This is a genomic window from Microbacterium ulmi (genome assembly GCF_011759705.1).
In the GTDB taxonomy this organism is placed as follows: domain Bacteria; phylum Actinomycetota; class Actinomycetes; order Actinomycetales; family Microbacteriaceae; genus Microbacterium; species Microbacterium ulmi.
In genome coordinates, this window is record NZ_JAAOZF010000001.1 from 1,007,798 (window position 1) to 1,025,029 (window position 17,232).

Below are 17,232 nucleotides of genomic sequence, written 5' to 3' on the forward strand. Positions count from 1 at the left end.
GCTCCTTACTTCGGTGCCATGCGGATGGCCCCGTCGAGGCGGATCGTCTCGCCGTTGAGGTAGCCGTTGTCGATGATGGCGAGGACGAGGCGCGCGTACTCGTCGGGCTGTCCGAGGCGCTGCGGGTACGGCACCTGCTGACCGAGCGACTCCCGCGCGGGCTCGGGAAGCCCCATGAGCATGGGGGTCTCCATGATGCCGGGCGCGATCGTGACGACGCGGATGCCGTGGCGTGCGAGCTCGCGCGCGATCGGCAGCGTCATGGCGTGCACGCCGCCCTTGCTCGCGGAGTACGCGGGCTGGCCGATCTGCCCGTCGAACGCGGCGACGCTCGCGGTGTTCACGATCACGCCCCGCTCGCCCGTCGTCGCGTCGGGCGCGGTCCTGGCGATCGCTGCCGCGGCCTGCGCGATGACGTTGTAGGTGCCGACGAGATTGACGCGGACGATCCTCTCGAAGGCGTCGAGCGGCGACGGGTCGCCGTCGCGGTCGAGCACCTTCGCGGGCGGGGCGATGCCGGCGCAGTTGACCACGACGCGCAGGGGTCCTGCTGCGGATGCCGTCTCCACCGCCGCGGCGATGGAGACGGGGTCGGTGACATCGGCGGGCGCGAAGGAGCCGCCGAGCTCTCCCGCGAGTGCCGCGCCGGACGACGACGGCAGGTCGACGATCGTGACCGCGGCGCCTGCGGCGGACAGGCGTCTGGCGGTCGCGAGTCCCAGCCCGCTCGCGCCTCCCGTGACGAGGGCAGAGGCCCCGATGAGGTCCATGGATTCTCCTTCGAAGTCCGGATGCCGCGGCATCGCGTCCCAGCATACGCGGGACTGAGTTCCACCGTCTCCCGCCACGGGTCGTGTGCGTCCGAACTCACGCTAGCCCGTGGGCGCGGCCGCCGCGCGCCTCACGGGCGAGTGCCGCGCGACGCGGGCGATCCACCGCGCGGCGGCGCGCCCACGTGCGCATACGCGTCGGCGTGGCCGGGACGGGCATCCCGAGCCACGCCGACCGCGCTCAGCCTCAGCCGACGCGCCGCCCGGCGAACCCCGCGGCGATCGCAGCGACCACCGTCACGGCCGCGGCCCCGAGGAAGAGCCACGAGAACCCGCCCGTGATCGCATCCGGCGTCGTCGCCCCCGCTTCGAGCAGCGCGCTCGTGCGCACCGCGGCGACCGTGGAGAGCACCGCGAGCCCGAGCGCTCCGCCGATCTGCTGGCTCGTGTTGACGAGGCCGCCGGCCAGGCCCGCCTCGCCGCCCTCGACGCCGTCGACCGACAGGTGGGTCGTGGTGACGAACGCGCCGCCCATGCCGACGCCGATGAGCAGGCTCGGTCCCAGGATGTGCAGGGCGAACACAGCCGTGCTCGGCGCGAACGACAGCCACACGAGACCGGCCGCGAGGACCAGCAGCGACGCGATGAGAGTCGGCTTCGTGCCCAGACGATGGATGATCGACGGGGCCAGGCCCGCGACCACCACGAGCGCACCCGCGAGCGGCAGCTGGGTCAGTCCCGTCGTCAGCGCGTCGAATCCGAGCACGGCCTGCATGTAGACGGACAGGGCGAAGAACAGCGCGACCATGCCCGCTCCGACGAGCAGCATCACGATGTTGCCGACGGTCAGGTTGCGATTGCGGAATGTCGCGAGCGGCACGAGCGGCGACGCGGAGCGCCGCTCGATGGAGACGAACGCGACGGCCAGCACGACGGCCGCGATGGCGAGCCCGATCGCGAGCGGGTGGGCGAAGCCGACCTGCTCGACCGCGCTCAGAGCACCGACGGCGGCGACGAGCGCGCCGGTGATGGTCGCAGCGCCCGGGACGTCGAGGGCGCTGCGGGCTCCGGGCACGTCCCGCGTGATGAGCAGCGGGATGGCGATGAGCACGATCGCGCCGACCGGCACGTTCACGAAGAACACCGACTGCCAGCCGAGGGATGCGGTCAGCACTCCCCCGAGCAGCACGCCGGCCGCCGAGCCGATGCCTGCGACGCCGCCCCAGACGCCCAGCGCCTTGGCGCGGTCGCGGCTCTCCGGGAAGAGGTGGGTCAGCAGCGCGAGCGCGGCGGGGGCCAGGAGTGCGGCGGACAGCCCCTGCAGCGCGCGGGCGCCCAGAAGCATCTCGCTGCTGACGGAGAGTCCCGCGAGGGCGGAGGCGGCCACGAATCCAGCCGTCCCGATGAGGAAGACGCGGCGGTGGCCGTAGCGGTCGGCGAGCCGTCCGCCGAGCAGCAGCAGGCCGCCGAAGGCGAGCACGTAGGCCGTGATGACCCACGCGAGGGCGGCCGTGTCCATGTGCAGCTGGTCGCCGAGGACGGGGAGGGCGATGTTGACGATCGACGCGTCGAGCACGACGAGGAACTGCGCGAGGGCGAGGATGCCGAGGGCGACCCAGCGGCGTGTGCTGCGCTGCGCGTGGGGAGCGGGCGCGGGCAGGGTGAGTGTGGAGGTCATGGTGCTGCTCCTTCGGGGAGGGATGCGGGCACGCCCGCCGTCCGGTGAGGGTGGAGAGGGGCTCCGGATGCCGGACTCGGCCGGATCGGAGGGGGGAGGCGGCCGGACCGGCCGGCCGCCTCCGGCTCGGTCAGTTCCAGAGGCCGAGCATCAGGACGAGTGCGAGGGTGAGGACGGAGAAGGTGATCCACCAGGCGGTCTTCTCCCCCGTCCGTGCGGTCCGGGCGGTGGCGACGGGGCTCTGCGCCTCCGAGGCGATCTGTGTGCTCATGTGCTGTTCCTTTCGGTTCGGGTCGTGCGTGGGTGGTGGCGGGTGTGTCAGCTCCACTGGCTGAACAGGGCGACGACGATGAGTGCGAGGGGTGCCAGGGCGACCCATCGCATCGTGATCTCGTTCTTCATGTCTTCTCTCCTCTCTGTGGCGATGATCAGCGAGTGAGCAATCACTCACTCTGTGAGACGTGCGAAGGATGCCGCGCATCCTGCGCAGGTCAGTCGGGGTGGCGGATGCCGTGGGACAGGATGACCGCCCACGCGTCGTCGAGCTCGTCGATGTGGGCCGTGACGAGCAGGTGGCACAGCTGGCCGTAGGCGACGAAGCGCTGCACGGCGTCGTCGTCGGCGCCCGAGCGGTCCTTCGCGAATCTCGTGATGCGGGCGATGCCCGCCCTCAGCGCCGCGCCGATCTCAGGGATGTCGGCCACCGACTGCGCGTGCACCTGAAGCATCAGGAGCGTGCGGTCGCGGATGAGGTCGGCGTAAGCGCCGCCCATCGCGTAGAGCACGGCATCCGGGCTCTGGTCCTCCGCGGCGTCGGCACCCGCCGCGAGCGCGTCGAGGATCTCGTCGAAGCACGCCTCCAGCCCCGCGACGAAGAGGGCCTCCTTGCGGGGGAAGAGCTTGAAGACGTAGGCGGGAGAGATCCGCGACTCCCGTGCGACGTCGGCGACCGTCGTGCCGTGGTAGCCGCCGCGCGCGAACTCGGCGAGAGCGGCAGCGGCGACCATGGGACGCCGCACTTCGGCGGTGGAGAGGATCGAGCTTCGTGTTGCCATGGGAGTGACTGTACACTCACTACCATCGGGACGCAACACCCCGTCACCGTGCAGGCGATCCGGGCAGGCGCGACAGACAGAGTGAGTGTTGGCTCACTCTCTACGAAAGGCGAGACGATGACAGAGACAGCGACGACAGAGCATGAGACGACAGGACCGCGCGCGACCGAGTTCGACGCGATCGTGGTGGGCAGCGGCTTCGGCGGCGGCGTGGCCGCGGCGCGGCTTGCGCAGGCGGGACTGCGCGTGGCCGTGCTCGAGCGCGGGCGACGGTGGTTGCCGGGCGACTTCCCGCGCGACGAGACGAGGCTCGACAGCGGCTGGCTGTGGGACAAGGGGCGCGGCCTCTACGACATCCGCTGGCTCGACGGAATGGTGGGCGTGCAGGCCGCGGGATGGGGCGGCGGCTCGCTCGTGTACGCCAACGTGTTCGCCCGGCCGCCGCACGAGGTCTTCGACGCGTGGCCGGACGGACTGGATCGGGAGACGCTCGACCCGTACTACGACCTCGCGGCGCACATGCTCGACGTGGCGCCGGTGGGCGTCGACCCCCTCACGGGCGACGTCCCTGCTCGCACGACGGCGATGGAGGATGCCGCGGCCCGCCTGCACCGCCCCACTGGAACGGTGCGGCCGCTCCTGGCTGTGAGGTTCGCCGACCAGGTGCCGTCTGCGGGCGCCTCCTCCCCCGGCACCTGCACGTTCGCCGGGGACTGCATGTTCGGATGCAACGAGGGGGCCAAGAACAGCGTCGACCACACCTACCTCGCCGTGGCCGAGCGGCACGGCGCGCTCGCCCGCACGCTGTGCGAGGTCGAGCGCATCGCGCCCGAGCGCGGCGGCTATCGCGTGCACTACCTCGATCACCGCACGGGTGAGCGAGCGGCGCTGCACGCTCGACGTGTGTTCCTCGCAGCCGGCGCCGTCGCGACGACGGAGCTGCTGCTTCGCAGCCGCGATCTGCACCAGACGCTCCCCGATCTGCCCGACGCCCTCGGTCACGGCTTCTCGGGGAACGGCGACTTCCTCGCGTTCGTCTCCCGCCCGCGCACTCAGCTGCAGCCGGGGCGCGGTCCGACCATCACCACCACGACGATCGTCGACTGCCACATCGGAACGGGCAGGAGTGCCGAGAAGGTGTGGTTCCAGGTGCAGGACGGCGCGTACCCCGCGCAGATCGCCGGGCTCGTGCGCGCCGCGATGGGTCGGCCGACGGCATCCCTCGGCACGAACCCCGTCGGCACGCACACCTCGAAGCGGCGCGACCAGACGATGGCGCTGCTGCTGATGGGGAGGGACAGCTCCGACGGCGTGCTCACGCTCGATCGCAAGGCGGAGGCGCGCCTCGCCTGGCGGAACAGGCCGAACAGCCCGCTGTACCACGCCGAGATCCGTGCGGCGCGGCAGACGGCTCGGCAGCTCGGCGGGCGCGTGCGGCTGCTCCCCTCGTGGATCTTCCTGCGCACGGGGGTGACCGTGCACAACCTCGGCGGCGTGCCGATGGACCGCGACGGCGAGCGAGGCGTCATCGACTCTCTCGGCCGGGTGCACGGTCACCCGGGGCTGTACGTCGTCGACGGCTCGGCGATCCCTGCCTCCACCGGAGTCAACCCGTCGGCGACGATCGCCGCGATCGCCGAGCGCAACGTCGAGGCCGCTGTTCGCGACATCCTGCGCGACCCGAGGTGGACCGCACCCGAGCGACCCCAGGTGCTGCCCGCGCCCGTGCCCGAAGACGACGCGATGGATGCCGTGCGCGCGTGGCGGGCGGTGCACGGAGCAGGGTACGACCCCACACCCCTGCCCGTTCACTTCCGGGAGTCGCTCCGAGGCGAGGCGGCGATGACCGGCCCCGACGGCCGCACGTCCATCGAGCAGCTGCGCCTCGATCTCGCCGTCGAGGTTCCCGACGGGGCTGCGCCGGCGGGTCCGGCGTCCGTCTCGGGACTCGCGGTGTTCGGCCAGACCCGCGTACAGGTCACAGGCACACTCGAGCTGTTCCCGACCGGCGCCTACATGCGCTACCGCCTGCGCTACACCGACGGCCGTCGCTGCCGTGGCGAGCTCACGGGCAGCAAGGTGCGCACGGGCGGACGGATGCCGCGCCTGCGCGATCTGACGACGCTCCCCGTGTCGATCGATCACCGCGAGGGCGGTGCGCGGCACAGCGGCGAGGGCGTCGTGCGCATCCCGGCTTCCGGGCTGTTCGCGCTGGGACTGTCGCTGAGGGCCGCAGGGCGCGGGGCGCCGGCCGCCGCCGCGACCCTGCTGGGGTTCGCCGGCCGCTTCGCACGCTCGGCGCTGCGCGGGCCGGCACTCCGCGGGCCCGAGGACACGCTCGAGGACGCGGTCGCGACGGAGGCGCGCACGATCGCCGCGTTCTCGAACGACTGACGCCCGCCGGCAGCCGCCTCCGTCGCATGGTCGCCACATGGTCGCCATCGCGATAGGCGACACCTCATCGACCCGGTGGCGGGGAGCGCGCGCCCCGAGTTGACTGGCGGCGTGGAGCTGAAGGTCAAGCGAGTCCACGACGACGCCTCCCCCGGCGACGGCTTCCGCGTGCTCGTCGACCGGCTGTGGCCGCGCGGCCTCACGAAGGAGCGCGCGGCGGTAGGGCTGTGGGCGAAGGATGCCGCGCCCTCCACCGAGCTGCGCAGGGCGTTCCACGGCGGAGGCATGTCGTGGGACGAGTTCGAGGCGGCGTACCGCGCCGAGCTCGCCGCGAATCCCGCCGTTGCCGAGCTGCGCGAGGCCGTGGCGCGGCATCCCGTCGCAACGCTCCTCTACGGCGTCCACGATCCCGCACGCAACCACGCCGTGATCCTCCGGGAGGCTCTGCTGGCCCCGTGATGACGGCGACGCACGGGGCGGCGACCGGGCGCGGGATGATGGGAGCGTGACGATCCCCGTCGAGCCCGTCGTCGTGCCCGAGATCGTGCGCCGGCTCGCGCGAGACGCGGCGCTGACGCCCGTGTGGGCCAACGAGCGGGGCGGCCTCACGTTCCGCACCGACGACGGCCGCTACATCAAGCACGGTCCGCGCAACGCAGAGACGTCGATGGATGCCGAAGCCGCCCGCCTCGCGTGGGCCGCACGCTTCACAGCCGTGCCGCGTGTGCTCGAGGTCGGGGGCGACGACGCGCACGAGTGGCTCGTGACGCAGGCGCTCCCCGGCCGCTCCGCCGTCGACCCCCGATGGCTCGCCGACGCGGAGACGGCGGTCCACGCCGTCGGCGAGGGCCTTCGAGCGCTCCACGACGCTCTTCCCGTCACCGAGTGCCCCTTCGAGTGGAGCGCCCCCACCCGGATCGCCGATGCGGCGACCCGGGGCATCCAGATCCCCGCCGCCCTGCGCGAGCCGCCGCCGATCGACGTGCTCGTCGTGTGCCACGGGGATGCCTGCTGTCCCAACACCCTCGTCGGCGACGACGGCCGCTGGACCGGCCACGTCGACTTCGGATCGCTCGGCATCGCCGACCGCTGGGCCGACATCGCGGTCGCGTCGATGAGCACGGAGTGGAACTACGGGCCAGGATGGGAGGACGCCCTCATCGCGGCATACGGCGTCGACCCCGACCGCGAGCGCCTCGCCTACTATCGCGAGCTGTGGAACGCGACCTGACCGGTCACCCGCTGATGTCCGACGACCACCGGATGCTGGCGCCCGTTCGCGCGTTGGCGCTCGCGAGCGCCAACGCCGGCCCCAGGAGCGACGTCAATGCCGTGCGACCTGGAGGTAGGTCAGCACGGCTCTGACCCGGCGGTTGTCCTCGATCGGGGTGAGCCCGAGCTTGGCGAAGATGTTGCCGATGTGCTTGCTGACCGCGGCATCCGTGAGTGTGAGAGCGCCCGCGATATCGGCGTTCGACCTGCCGTCCGCCATGAGCGCCAGCACTTCTCGCTCGCGCGCCGTGAGGCTGTCGAGCGGGCCCGGCCGGGAGCCGCTGAGGAGATGCTGCACCACGTCGGGGTCGATGACGGTCCCGCCGGCGGCGACCGTCTCCAGCGCTGCGGCGAAGTCGCGGACGCGGCTCACGCGGTCTTTGAGCAGGTACCCGATCGCGCCTTCAGGGAGGGTGAGCAGTTCGCGGGCGTAGGTGTCTGCGATGTACTGCGAGAGCACCAGCACCGGTTGGCTCGGGCGCATGGCGCGGATGTCGAGGGCGGCGCGGAGCCCGTCGTCGCTGTTGCCGGGCGGCATCCGGACGTCGGTGAGTATGAGGTCAGGGGGCTCACCGGCATCGGCGAGCTTCCCGAATGCGGCGAGCAGTCCGGGGGCGGTCCAGGCGCTCGCGGCGATGCTGTGGCCGAGCCGTTCCAGCAGGGCGGTCAGCGCCTCGCGCAGCAGCGCGGAGTCCTCAGCGAGCAGCAGACGCATCGCGCTCGGCCCTGTCTCGAAGGATCGGCAAGGTCATGTGCAGCGTCGTCGGTCCGCCGGCGGGGCTGACGAGGGTGAACCGTCCGCCGAGCGTTTCGGCGCGCTCGCGCAGTCCGCGCAGTCCTGTTCCAGCATCTTCGTCGGCTCTGCCGTGCCCGTCGTCAGTGACGCTCACGCTGAGCGCGTCGCCTTCGAGTGCCGCACGCACAGTCAGCCGGGTCGCGGCGGAGTGCTTCGCTGTGTTGCTCATCGCCTCGGTGACGAGGTAATAGGCGGCAGTCTCCACCGAGGCGGGCAGTCGGCCGAACTCGGCCACATCGAGACTGAGCGGGACCGGCGTCCGGTCGGCCAGCTCGTCCAGCGCGGCGCGAAGCCCCTGATCTGTGAGCACGGCGGGGTGAATGCCGCGGACCGTGTTGCGCAGCGTCGCCATCGCGTGCTCGGCCTGACCCTGTGCGGCATCGAGGGCGACTCGGGCTGCCGCCGTGTCGGCGCCGTGCGTGGTGAGATCGTCGAGTTCGAGGCTGACCATTCCGAGCCTGGCGGCGAGGGTCACGAGTTCCTGCTGCACACCATCGTGCAGGTCGCGCTCGATTCGTCGTCGCTCCGCCTCGAATGCCGCGACGAGCGCGGCTCGCGACTGGACGAGCCGTTCCACGTTGCGGGCGAGCTCGCGCCGCCGGGGACCGCACAGCACCCTGAGCAGCGACGCCTGGCCCGCGGCGAGCACGGCGTTGACGTACGCGAAGCTGCACACGGCGAGCAGAGCGATCGGGATGACCGGCCACCAGTCGTCTGGGCCGACGATGATCCACACGTCGCTGAAGAGGTTGATCCGGGTGGGGCCGCGCGATCCTGAGACCCCGACGAAGACGAACACGACCAGGCAGAGTCCCTGGACGAACACCACGGCGAGAGCGATCCAGCCGAGCACGAGGTCGAGCAGCAGTGCCGCCGTCTCGCGCCAGGTCGCCCGCTCGTTCATGCGGACCGCCAACCAGATGTGCCGCTGCTCCCGAGCGAGGGGAACGTGCCCGGACGGCTGGTGGGGGAAGCCAAGGAGGCGGGTGCGGCGACGCTCGAGCGCACCGATCACGATGCCCCACAGCGGCAGAAGCAACAGCGTCACGATCGTGACCGGCAGCAGCACCAACCCGACAACGGCGCTTGCCAGCAGGTAGACGAGCGTCAGCCACGGCCATCGCCCGAGAAGGAACCGCCACGGCGGGCGCATCAGCGCGTGCCAGACGGTTGCCGGTCTCATGTGTCCCACCCTACGGACGAGCCCGTGGCCGGAGTCGGGGACCGACGAAGAGTAGAGCCAGCTCTACCTGGACTCTCCAGCCCGCTCCATCGCGCCCGGCGATGACCTCCCCTCGAATGGAGAACGTGACTCAACCGCTCATCCATGCCGAGAGCCTGCACAAGACCTTCCCCTCGGCCGGGGCGAAGGAGCCCCGCGTGCCGGTGCTCGGCGGGATCACCCTGGAGATCCTGCCTGGCGAGATGGTGAGCATCGTGGGGCCGTCCGGCTCCGGCAAATCCACGCTGCTCTACTGCCTGTCCGGGCTCGAACCCTACGACTCCGGCTCCGTGAAGCTCGCCGGTCGCGAACTCGGCGCTCTCAGCCGTGGTGCACTGGCCACCCTGCGACGCACGCACGTCGGCTTCGTGTTCCAGTCCTACAACCTCATCCCTTCGCTCACCGCACGTGAGAACGTCGCCCTGCCCGCCCGCCTCGCCCGACGCCGAGCGGATCGCGCCAGGATCGACCGCGCGCTGGCCGACGTGGGATTGGTCGATCGCGGCGGGCACCGCCCCGGGCAGCTCTCGGGCGGTCAACAGCAGCGCGTCGCGATCGCGCGCGTGCTTGCCATGCAGCCTGACATCGTGTTCGCAGACGAGCCGACGGGCTCCCTCGACACCGCCACCGGCGCGGACGTGCTCCGGCTCCTGCGGGCGGCAGCACGCAGCGATCGATCGGTTGTGATCGTCACCCACGACCTCGAGGCCGCCGCCATCGCCGATCGGGTGCTCGTCCTCCGAGATGGAACCATCCACGACGAGCTGCGGCGCCCCACGCCGGAACGGGTGCTCGAAGCGATCACGCTCGCCGGAGGGGCTGCGTGATCCGTCTCGTCATGTCCGACCTGACCGCGCAGGCGCGAGTGTGGCTCGGCATCCTCGCCCTGACCATCGCCACCGGGTTCGTCGGTGCGATCGCTGCCGGACTCATCGAGACCGGCAGCGTCCACGGCGGGCGCGTGCAGGAGGGTCTGTCCAGCACCAGTGCGGCCGTCATCATGTTCACCTCCGTGACCGCGCTCATCGTCCTCAGCTCGACCGCGAACGTGACGGTCGCCCTGCAACAGCGCAGCTACGCCCTCTGGCAGCTCGTCGGCATCCGCCCCGCCCTCGTCGGAATGGTGGTCCTCACCCAACTCGGCATCGTGGGTGCTCTCGGCGCGCTGATCGGCTGCTTGGTCGCCATCCCGGTCTTTCCCTCGCTCTTCACGTGGGCGTTCCGGGAGTGGTCGGACATGCAGGGCATCAGCCTGCACCTCGGCATCGTCAGCATGCTCATCGTTGTCGCGACGATCACCGTCGTCGTGATGATCGGCGGGCTCCGCGGCGTACGACGCGCGAGCCGCACACCGCCGATCGAAGCGCTGCGCGACCCCGAACCGCCGCGGGTCAGGATGGGATGGTTCCGCATCCTGCTCACGGTCACCACCCTCGGCGGCGCCGTGGCACTGGCATGGAATCTCGACGGCAGTGCGACGCTGTCCGGCTTCTCAGGTCAGGCGATCCTGCTCACACCGCTTCTGACAGCCGCTCTCGCCGCTGCGGGTCCACTGGTGCTTCCCTTCGTGCTCCACGCGTGGACATCCCTCCTGCCGGCGAAGATGTCGGCATCCTGGTTCCTGGCACGCCACTCCGCTCGCTACAGGCTCAGTCAGTCACACGCCGCGATCAGCCCGCTCATGGTCGCCATCGCACTCTCTGGCGGCCTCTACACCACGGCCGCAACTCTCGATGCTGCCCTCGTCGAGCGCAACGGGAGCACGGCGAGCACGGGACTCGCGCCCGAAGGAGTGGTGATCCTGCTCGGCGGCCCGCTGCTGCTCTCCGCCGTCGCTGCCGCAGCGACAGTGTTCATGTCTGGTCGCGCACGCGAACGCGAGTTCGCCCTCATCCAAGCCGCCGGGTCGACGCAGCCGGCGATCACGCTCACCGCGATATGGGAAGCGGCGATCTACGCCGTGACCGCCGCGATCCTCGGAGCACTCGCAACCGTCGCCGGCGGACTCGTCATCGCGGCAAAGCTCTCGCTGCCCGTACCCGTCGTATCGTTCTCGACCATCGGGCTCATCGCCTTCGGCGGCTTCGTACTCATCCTGGCAGCCACAGTCGCACCCACCATCGCCGCGCTCCGACACGAGATCCCTCGCACGCTCGCCGTCGAGTAGCGCTCTCGCGACAGGTGCACGATCCTCCCGGCTCGCCCGACTTCGCGGTCGCGCCGACGGGACACCGAGTGCAACGATGGACCCGAGTGGCACGGGCACGGGCTGGCACCTGTGGTTCTGTGCCGTCGCCTCGCACACGGGCCGGGATGCCGCCGCCATCGCGTGGGACGACTACTTCCCGGCGCTCCAGGCCCGAGTACGCCGCGCTCGCGCCCTGACGCCGAGGCTGCGGCATCCGTCGGCGGCCCTCGGTCTCGGGCGTCGCGGATTCACGACGGCCCGAGGATGAAGTTCCACGTGCCCGCGAGCACGGCGGCCGTCACGGCGACGCCGGAGATCGCGGCGCCGATCGCCAGGAGGACCCATTCGCGGCCCCCGAAGTGCGATGCGCGCGCCCACGTGCGCGGCACGGGCGAGCCGAAGCCGCGCGCCTCCATGGCGGTCGCGAGCTTCGACCCGCGCCGGATCGAGAGGACGAGCAGGGCGAACGCCATCCCGAGGAAGCGCCGGATGCGCCCACGGTCGGCGACGCCCCGCGCGCGGCGCGCGAGCTCGAGCGCTCGCCAATCGTCGAGGAAGAGCCCGACCATCCGCAGGCCTGCGAGGGCGCCCAGCACGAACCGCGCGGGGAGCTTCAGCACCTGCGCGAGCCCGTCGGCGAGGTCGGTCGGGTCGACCGTGACGAACAGCACGACCGACGGCAGGGCGATCGCGAGCACGCGGAAGAACGTCGCGACGGCGAGGGTCAGAGATCCCTCGCTGATCCGCACCACGAACCACTCCGCGTACACGTGCCCCGAGGTCTCGCCGTAGAGCGCGATCGTGAGGCCCGTCAGGGGAGCGGCGAGCCACACGGGCCAGGTCCGCAGCCAGAACTCGCGCCAGCCGATGCTCGCGAACGGGAACAGCGCGCACTCGAGCCCGAGGGCGACGGCGGCCGAGACCCAGTCGAGCGTCAGGATGAGGGGCAGCGCGATGAGGGCGCTCGCCCCGAGCTTCGCGACGGGGTTGATCCGCGCGAACGAGCCCGTGCGGGCGTGAGACTCCAGGAGGGTCACGCGGCGACCTCCCGACGATGCGGTGCCGGACGGTCGGCGGTCATGACGGCACCGCCAGCACGTGCCGCTCGGCGCGCAGCGCCTCCACGACCGCCAGATCGTGCGTGATCGCGACGATCGCGCTGCCGTCGTCGCGCAGACGCGCGAGCAGTGCGACGAGCTCGGCCCACGTGCGGGCGTCCTGCCCGAAGGTCGGCTCGTCGAGCACGAGCACGCGGGGTCTCGTCGCGAGCGCGGCCGCGACCGTCAGCCGGCGCTTCTCGCCGCCCGAGAGCGTGTAGGGGTTGGCGCGCGCGAGCGCCGAGAGTCGCAGCCGTTCGAGCAGCTCGTCGACGCGTTCGGCCGTCTCGCGCTCTTCGAGCCCGAGCGCGCGCGGGCCGACTTCGAGCTCCTCGCGCACCGTGCGGGCGAGCAGCTGATGCTCGGGGTCCTGGAACACCGTCCCGATCCGGGTGAGCAGCTGCCGCGAGGACCAGCGGATCGGGGATGGCCCCGCGCCGGCCGCGAGGTCGTCCGCCGCGACGAGCGACCCGCCCCCCGGCGGCAGCAGCCCCGCGATCGTGAGGCCGAGCGTCGACTTGCCCGCGCCGTTCGGTCCCGTGATCGCGAGCGCCGAACGTTCGTGGACGTCGACGTCGACCCCGGTGACCACGGGCGTGCCGCGCACGCGCTCGACCGCGAGGCCGCGCGCCGACAGCAGGGCCGGCCCTGCGGCGTGCGCCGGCGCCGGCGGGAGAGCCGGAGGGATGCCGGGCACCCACACGCCCGCGGCGGCGAGCCGCTCGCCCTCGCGGCCGAGCACGGCATCCGGGGTGCCGTCGGCGACGACCCCTCCGCCGTCGACGGTGCCGCCGAGCACGATGACGCGGTCGACGATCGGGAGCCACACCTCGACGCGGTGCTCGACGACGACGAGCGTGGCAGGATGCCGCTCCAGCAGCGCCGCGACCGCCGCACGCACCTCGATCACGCCGTCGGGGTCTAGGTTCGCCGTCGGCTCGTCGAGGAGGAGGAGCCCCGGGCGCATCGCGAGCGCGGCCGCCAGCGCGAGGCGCTGCTTCTGCCCGCCCGAGAGCGCCTTCGTCTGGCGGTCGAGCGGCACGTCCAGCCCCACGGCGTCGAGGGCCGCGTCGACGCGCCGCCACGTCTCGTCGCGCGGCACGCCCAGGTTCTCGCACCCGAACGCCACGTCGTCGCCGACGCGCGTCAGGATGACCTGCGAGTCGGGATCCTGGAGGACGAGCCCCGCCCGGCCACGGGCGGCCTCGGCACGCGCGCCGTCGACGAGCAGAGCGCCTTCGGACTCGCCCTCCTCGTCTCCGCCGAGCACGCCCGCGAGCCCCTGCAGGAGCGTCGACTTGCCCGCACCGGACGCGCCGAGCAGCAGGACCCGCTCGCCGGGCTCGATGCGGAACGAGACCTCCCGCAGGGCCCACGCGATGCGGGAGGCATGGCGCCAGCCCCAGCCCCGCGCGTCGACGGCGACGGGGCGCGACGCGCCCTCGAACGGCATCCGCGCGTCTAGACGCGAGCGCGCTGCGCGCGCCCTGAGGCGAAGCGGTCGAGCGCACCCGTCGCGGCGAGGCCCCTGGCCAGCAGCCACGACAGCGCGCCCGCGATGACGGCCCCCGAGACGACGGTCGAGATGAGGTAGACGACCGTGAACGTCGTGTCGGACCCGACGTACCACAGCAGCATGTTGTTGATGCCGCCCGCGAGCGCGGCGCCCGCCCCCGCGAGGATCGCGACGGGCAGGCTCCAGTTGCGGTAGAAGAAGACCAGGAAGATCAGCTCGGCACCGAGGCCCTGCACGAGCCCTGCCTCGAGCGTCAGGAAGCCGCCCCACTGGCTTCCCACGAGCGCCGAGACCACGGCGGCGAGCGTCTCGGTGTAGAGCGCGGCGCCGGGCTTGCGGATGATGAGCGCCCCGAGCACGCCCGCGAAGAGCCACGGACCGTCGAGCAGACCCTGAAGGCCGGGCAGCAGCGGCTCCAGGATGCCCTTCGGCCCGAGGTAGCCGATGTTCCACAGCAGGAAGATGAGCCCCGACGCGACTCCCAGGACGCTGGCGACGACGATGTCGACGACGCGCCAGCGCAGGCGACCGCGGCTCTTCGCGGTGGTGGACGAAGACGTGGATACGGACATGTTCTCTCCTCCCTGCGCCGGCATGATCCGGATCAGGTTCGACGGTCGAAGCGTGGATTCGCTTCCTCTCAGCCCGGCTCACCGGACTCCCGTGGTTGTCGCGATGAGTATACCCGCGTCGTGACGGGGTATTTTGGGCGGGTGACCTCCGACGACGTCCCCCCGCTGACGCGCCGCTCCCTGCGCGCGACCGCGTCCAGCGACGCCGTGGGCGTGCCGGATGCCGGTGACGGCATCGACGCCGTCACGACACTGCTCGCAGAACCCGCGGCAGCAGCCCTCGACACTCGTATCCTCGACACGATGACGGATGCCGACGTCGCGCCCGCTCCGACCCCCGAGCCCGCACCGACCCGGCCGGGCGGCAGGATCGCTCTCGCCTGGCTCGACGACGCCGCGTTCGCGGCAGCCGTGCGGCCCCTCACGGGGCTCGACGCGGTGGAGTCCCCCGTCGCGCCCGCCTCCGCCGACCTCCTGGCGACGGCCCCGCGGCGGTCGCCGTTCCGGCCGGGCGTCATCATCCCGATCCTCCTCATCGCCGCCCTCTTCGGCGGCTACGCCGCGACGACCCTGCTGTGGCCGCTGCACGCCGTCGCCCCCACCATCACGGCGGTCCAGGTCGAGCCCGTCGCCGCGCCCGTCGCGGCGCCGGCGTGGCCCGCGCAGGGAAGCGCCGCGATCGCCGTGCGCGGCATCCCGGGCACCCTCTCGTCGACCGCCGATCCCGCACCCATCGCGAGCATCACGAAGGTGCTCACGGCTCTGCTCGTGCTCGAGGAGATGCCGCTCGCGGTCGGCGAGCAGGGGCCCGAGTTCCGCTTCACGGGCAACGACCGCACGCAGTACTGGGCCTACCGTGGTCGCGGCGAGTCCGCGCTCAACGTCCCGGTCGGCGGGTCGCTCACGGAGTACCAGATGCTGCAGGGGATGCTCATCGGCTCCGCCAACAACTACGCGGACCGTCTCGCGGGCAACCTGTGGCCGAGCAACGCGGTCTTCGCGAAGGCCGCGAACGAGTGGCTCACGAGCCACGGCGTCCCCGGGATCACCGTCTACTCGCCGACGGGCTTCGACTCACGCAACGTCGCGACGAACGAGGCGCTCGTGAACCTCGCCGTCAAGGCGCTCGCGAACCCCGTCATCGCCGAGATCGTCGCGACGAAGGCCGTGGACCTGCCCGGTGCGGGCCACGTCGAGAACACGAACGACCTCCTCGCCGACCCGGGCGTCGTCGGCATCAAGACGGGGTCGCTCGACGAGTTCAACCTCCTCTCGGCCAAGGACGTCACGGTCGCCGGCGTCACGGTGCGCCTGTACGCGTCCGTGCTGGGGCAGCCCGATCCAGAGACGCGGTCGGCGGCCTCGCGCGCGCTGTACGCGCAGCTCGAGGCCGAGCTGCAGCCGAAGCCGTCCGTCGTGAAGGGGACGACCGCGGGCGTCGTCGAGACGAGGTGGGGAGACACGGCGAACGTCGTGACGACGGAGGACGCCTCGATCATCCTGTGGAACGGCGGTGTCGGGACCGTCGCCGTCCAGTACGCGCTCGACGACAGCCGCGACGCGGGCGATGCCGTCGGCTCGCTCACCGTGACGGGCCCGCTCGACGCGAAGACCGTGACGCTCGCGCTCGACGGCGACATCGAGCCGCCGTCCGCGTGGTGGCGGCTCACGCACCCGCTCGACCTCTTCGGCCTCACGAGCTGAGCCCGCGGGCTCACTCGCTCCGTCAGGCGAAGCGCACCGTGTGCTGCAGGCGCGTGCGGACGTCGAAGACCTCGTTGCCGCCGATCGCCCGCGCTCCCGCGACGCCGCGCCGCAGCACGGCCGAGAGGGCCGAGCGCGACACGATCGCGACGGGCACGCCGCGGATCCGACCCAGCTCCTCGATGGGCTGCAGGACGTCGTCGTCCGGCAGCACGACGATCGCGCCGCCGAACCGAACGCCCGCCGCGCGCGCGACGACCCGCATGCGCGCGAGGAGGCCGGCGACGGGAGCGCCGTCGACCGCGTCGCCGATGAGCTCTCCTCGGCGCACGCGCACGGGCCCGCCGAAGTCCTCCGACAGGATGCCGTACAACCCGCTCGGGCCCAGCACGACGTGGTCGAGCTTCTCGTCCGGGTCGCCGCCGCGAGCGGAGGCCGCCACGTCGTGCCACACGGTGTATCCCATGCCGAGGTCGGAGACGATCCGCGCCGTCGCCTCCTCGGCGAGCGCGTCGGCGAGGAGGCGCCGCACCGCGACCGGGGCCGAGCGCACGAGCGCGGGGTCGTACGGGTTCTCGACGGTCACGCCGCGACCCGCCCACTCGCGGATGAGCGAGAGGTAGCGCTCGCGGCGCCATCCGCCCGGGTGCCCGTACGACCGTGCGCGGGGTCGCGTGTCTGCGGGCCCGCCCTGCGGGCGCCAGGACGGGGCATCCGGTCCGTACTCCGGCGCAGGCGCGTCGCCGAAGCCGTGGCCCCGGTCGTACGCCGCGCGCGCGTCGGTCGTGCCGACGAGCTCCCACGCGCGCTGCACCTGGATGAACCGGGCCGCGTCGCCGCCCGTGTCGGGATGGGTCTGCCGAAGGCGCAGCCGGTAGGCCCTGCGCAGGGCCTCCTCGTCGGCCGTGGGGTCGACGCCGAGCACTTCGTATGCGGACGACGAGAGAGGACTGTCGAACATGGGGCTC

The 17,232-nt window shown here is 72.2% G+C and carries 17 protein-coding genes and 1 riboswitch; of the genes, 7 read left to right on the forward strand and 10 right to left on the reverse strand.

What is annotated here, in order from left to right; all coding sequences use genetic code 11:
- Window positions 1–5: 5 nt before the first annotated feature.
- The 4 genes from FHS08_RS04810 to FHS08_RS04825 all read right to left on the reverse strand — a co-directional run bounded on the left by FHS08_RS04810 (window position 6) and on the right by FHS08_RS04825 (window position 3,503).
- Window positions 6–770 (reverse strand): SDR family NAD(P)-dependent oxidoreductase, encoded by a 765-nt coding sequence (locus tag FHS08_RS04810; RefSeq protein WP_167036031.1) that lies wholly within the window; start codon window positions 768–770, stop codon window positions 6–8.
- 247 nt (window positions 771–1,017) lie between these two features.
- The gene (locus tag FHS08_RS04815; RefSeq protein ID WP_167036034.1) at window positions 1,018–2,448 is read right to left on the reverse strand and encodes a DHA2 family efflux MFS transporter permease subunit; all 1,431 of its coding nucleotides are present in this window, start codon (window positions 2,446–2,448) and stop codon (window positions 1,018–1,020) included.
- A 130-nt stretch (window positions 2,449–2,578) separates the two neighbouring features.
- Entirely contained in the window at window positions 2,579–2,719 is a 141-nt protein-coding gene (locus FHS08_RS04820; RefSeq protein WP_167036037.1) for a hypothetical protein, read from the reverse strand.
- A 220-nt stretch (window positions 2,720–2,939) separates the two neighbouring features.
- Window positions 2,940–3,503, reverse strand: coding sequence for a TetR/AcrR family transcriptional regulator (locus FHS08_RS04825; RefSeq protein WP_167036040.1), 564 nt, complete (start codon window positions 3,501–3,503; stop codon window positions 2,940–2,942).
- Window positions 3,504–3,620: 117 nt separating this feature from the next.
- On the opposite strand from FHS08_RS04825, the gene FHS08_RS04830 reads away from it, so the two are divergent.
- From FHS08_RS04830 to FHS08_RS04840, 3 genes are all read left to right on the forward strand, one after another.
- Window positions 3,621–5,897: a GMC oxidoreductase gene (locus tag FHS08_RS04830; protein WP_167036043.1), complete on the forward strand. Its 2,277-nt coding sequence runs from the start codon at window positions 3,621–3,623 to the stop codon at window positions 5,895–5,897.
- Window positions 5,898–6,008: 111 nt separating this feature from the next.
- On the forward strand, window positions 6,009–6,356 hold the full coding sequence (locus tag FHS08_RS04835) for a DUF488 family protein, N3 subclade (RefSeq protein WP_167036046.1): 348 nt from the start codon (window positions 6,009–6,011) through the stop codon (window positions 6,354–6,356).
- A gap of 46 nt (window positions 6,357–6,402) precedes the next feature.
- On the forward strand, window positions 6,403–7,128 hold the full coding sequence (locus FHS08_RS04840) for a phosphotransferase (RefSeq protein ID WP_167036049.1): 726 nt from the start codon (window positions 6,403–6,405) through the stop codon (window positions 7,126–7,128).
- A 93-nt stretch (window positions 7,129–7,221) separates the two neighbouring features.
- Here the strand turns inward: FHS08_RS04840 and FHS08_RS04845 are convergent, their stop codons facing one another.
- Window positions 7,222–7,884: a response regulator transcription factor gene (locus tag FHS08_RS04845; RefSeq protein ID WP_167036052.1), complete on the reverse strand. Its 663-nt coding sequence runs from the start codon at window positions 7,882–7,884 to the stop codon at window positions 7,222–7,224.
- Window positions 7,865–9,148, reverse strand: a complete 1,284-nt coding sequence (locus tag FHS08_RS04850) for a sensor histidine kinase (protein ID WP_167036054.1) — start codon at window positions 9,146–9,148, stop codon at window positions 7,865–7,867. The genes FHS08_RS04845 and FHS08_RS04850 overlap by 20 nt, the downstream gene beginning before the upstream one ends.
- Window positions 9,149–9,264: 116 nt before the next feature.
- Here FHS08_RS04850 and FHS08_RS04855 point away from each other — a divergent pair, with 116 nt between their 5' ends.
- The 3 genes from FHS08_RS04855 to FHS08_RS04865 all read left to right on the forward strand — a co-directional run bounded on the left by FHS08_RS04855 (window position 9,265) and on the right by FHS08_RS04865 (window position 11,643).
- On the forward strand, window positions 9,265–10,014 hold the full coding sequence (locus FHS08_RS04855; protein WP_167036057.1) for an ABC transporter ATP-binding protein: 750 nt from the start codon (window positions 9,265–9,267) through the stop codon (window positions 10,012–10,014).
- Window positions 10,015–10,025: 11 nt separating this feature from the next.
- On the forward strand, window positions 10,026–11,354 hold the full coding sequence (locus FHS08_RS04860) for an FtsX-like permease family protein (protein ID WP_167036060.1): 1,329 nt from the start codon (window positions 10,026–10,028) through the stop codon (window positions 11,352–11,354).
- A gap of 76 nt (window positions 11,355–11,430) precedes the next feature.
- Window positions 11,431–11,643: a hypothetical protein gene (locus FHS08_RS04865; protein WP_167036063.1), complete on the forward strand. Its 213-nt coding sequence runs from the start codon at window positions 11,431–11,433 to the stop codon at window positions 11,641–11,643.
- Here FHS08_RS04865 and FHS08_RS04870 read toward each other — a convergent pair.
- The 3 genes from FHS08_RS04870 to FHS08_RS04880 all read right to left on the reverse strand — a co-directional run bounded on the left by FHS08_RS04870 (window position 11,624) and on the right by FHS08_RS04880 (window position 14,560).
- A complete protein-coding gene (locus FHS08_RS04870) occupies window positions 11,624–12,412 on the reverse strand; it encodes a CbiQ family ECF transporter T component (RefSeq protein WP_167036065.1) in 789 nt (262 codons plus the stop codon). The genes FHS08_RS04865 and FHS08_RS04870 overlap by 20 nt on opposite strands.
- Window positions 12,413–12,452: 40 nt before the next feature.
- A complete protein-coding gene (locus FHS08_RS04875) occupies window positions 12,453–13,925 on the reverse strand; it encodes an ABC transporter ATP-binding protein (RefSeq protein ID WP_170283283.1) in 1,473 nt (490 codons plus the stop codon).
- 8 nt (window positions 13,926–13,933) lie between these two features.
- Window positions 13,934–14,560, reverse strand: coding sequence for an ECF transporter S component (locus FHS08_RS04880; RefSeq protein ID WP_167036068.1), 627 nt, complete (start codon window positions 14,558–14,560; stop codon window positions 13,934–13,936).
- Window positions 14,553–14,663: riboswitch (TPP riboswitch) on the reverse strand. Its footprint overlaps the gene before it by 8 nt.
- A gap of 38 nt (window positions 14,664–14,701) precedes the next feature.
- Here FHS08_RS04880 and FHS08_RS04885 point away from each other — a divergent pair.
- A complete protein-coding gene (locus tag FHS08_RS04885; protein ID WP_167036071.1) occupies window positions 14,702–16,264 on the forward strand; it encodes a D-alanyl-D-alanine carboxypeptidase family protein in 1,563 nt (520 codons plus the stop codon).
- A gap of 22 nt (window positions 16,265–16,286) precedes the next feature.
- Here the strand turns inward: FHS08_RS04885 and FHS08_RS04890 are convergent, their stop codons facing one another.
- Window positions 16,287–17,225, reverse strand: coding sequence for a J domain-containing protein (locus FHS08_RS04890; RefSeq protein WP_167036074.1), 939 nt, complete (start codon window positions 17,223–17,225; stop codon window positions 16,287–16,289).
- Between the last annotated feature and the right edge of the window lie 7 nt (window positions 17,226–17,232).

Coding starts and splice junctions, on each gene's coding strand:
- FHS08_RS04810 (WP_167036031.1), bottom strand. CDS start 770: ATGGACCTCATCGGGGCCTCTGCCCTCGTCACGGGAGGCGCGAGCGGG.
- FHS08_RS04815 (WP_167036034.1), bottom strand. CDS start 2,448: ATGACCTCCACACTCACCCTGCCCGCGCCCGCTCCCCACGCGCAGCGC.
- FHS08_RS04820 (WP_167036037.1), bottom strand. CDS start 2,719: ATGAGCACACAGATCGCCTCGGAGGCGCAGAGCCCCGTCGCCACCGCC.
- FHS08_RS04825 (WP_167036040.1), bottom strand. CDS start 3,503: ATGGCAACACGAAGCTCGATCCTCTCCACCGCCGAAGTGCGGCGTCCC.
- FHS08_RS04830 (WP_167036043.1), top strand. CDS start 3,621: ATGACAGAGACAGCGACGACAGAGCATGAGACGACAGGACCGCGCGCG.
- FHS08_RS04845 (WP_167036052.1), bottom strand. CDS start 7,884: ATGCGTCTGCTGCTCGCTGAGGACTCCGCGCTGCTGCGCGAGGCGCTG.
- FHS08_RS04850 (WP_167036054.1), bottom strand. CDS start 9,148: ATGAGACCGGCAACCGTCTGGCACGCGCTGATGCGCCCGCCGTGGCGG.
- FHS08_RS04855 (WP_167036057.1), top strand. CDS start 9,265: ATGGAGAACGTGACTCAACCGCTCATCCATGCCGAGAGCCTGCACAAG.
- FHS08_RS04860 (WP_167036060.1), top strand. CDS start 10,026: ATGTCCGACCTGACCGCGCAGGCGCGAGTGTGGCTCGGCATCCTCGCC.
- FHS08_RS04865 (WP_167036063.1), top strand. CDS start 11,431: ATGGACCCGAGTGGCACGGGCACGGGCTGGCACCTGTGGTTCTGTGCC.
- FHS08_RS04875 (WP_170283283.1), bottom strand. CDS start 13,925: ATGCCGTTCGAGGGCGCGTCGCGCCCCGTCGCCGTCGACGCGCGGGGC.
- FHS08_RS04880 (WP_167036068.1), bottom strand. CDS start 14,560: ATGTCCGTATCCACGTCTTCGTCCACCACCGCGAAGAGCCGCGGTCGC.
- FHS08_RS04890 (WP_167036074.1), bottom strand. CDS start 17,225: ATGTTCGACAGTCCTCTCTCGTCGTCCGCATACGAAGTGCTCGGCGTC.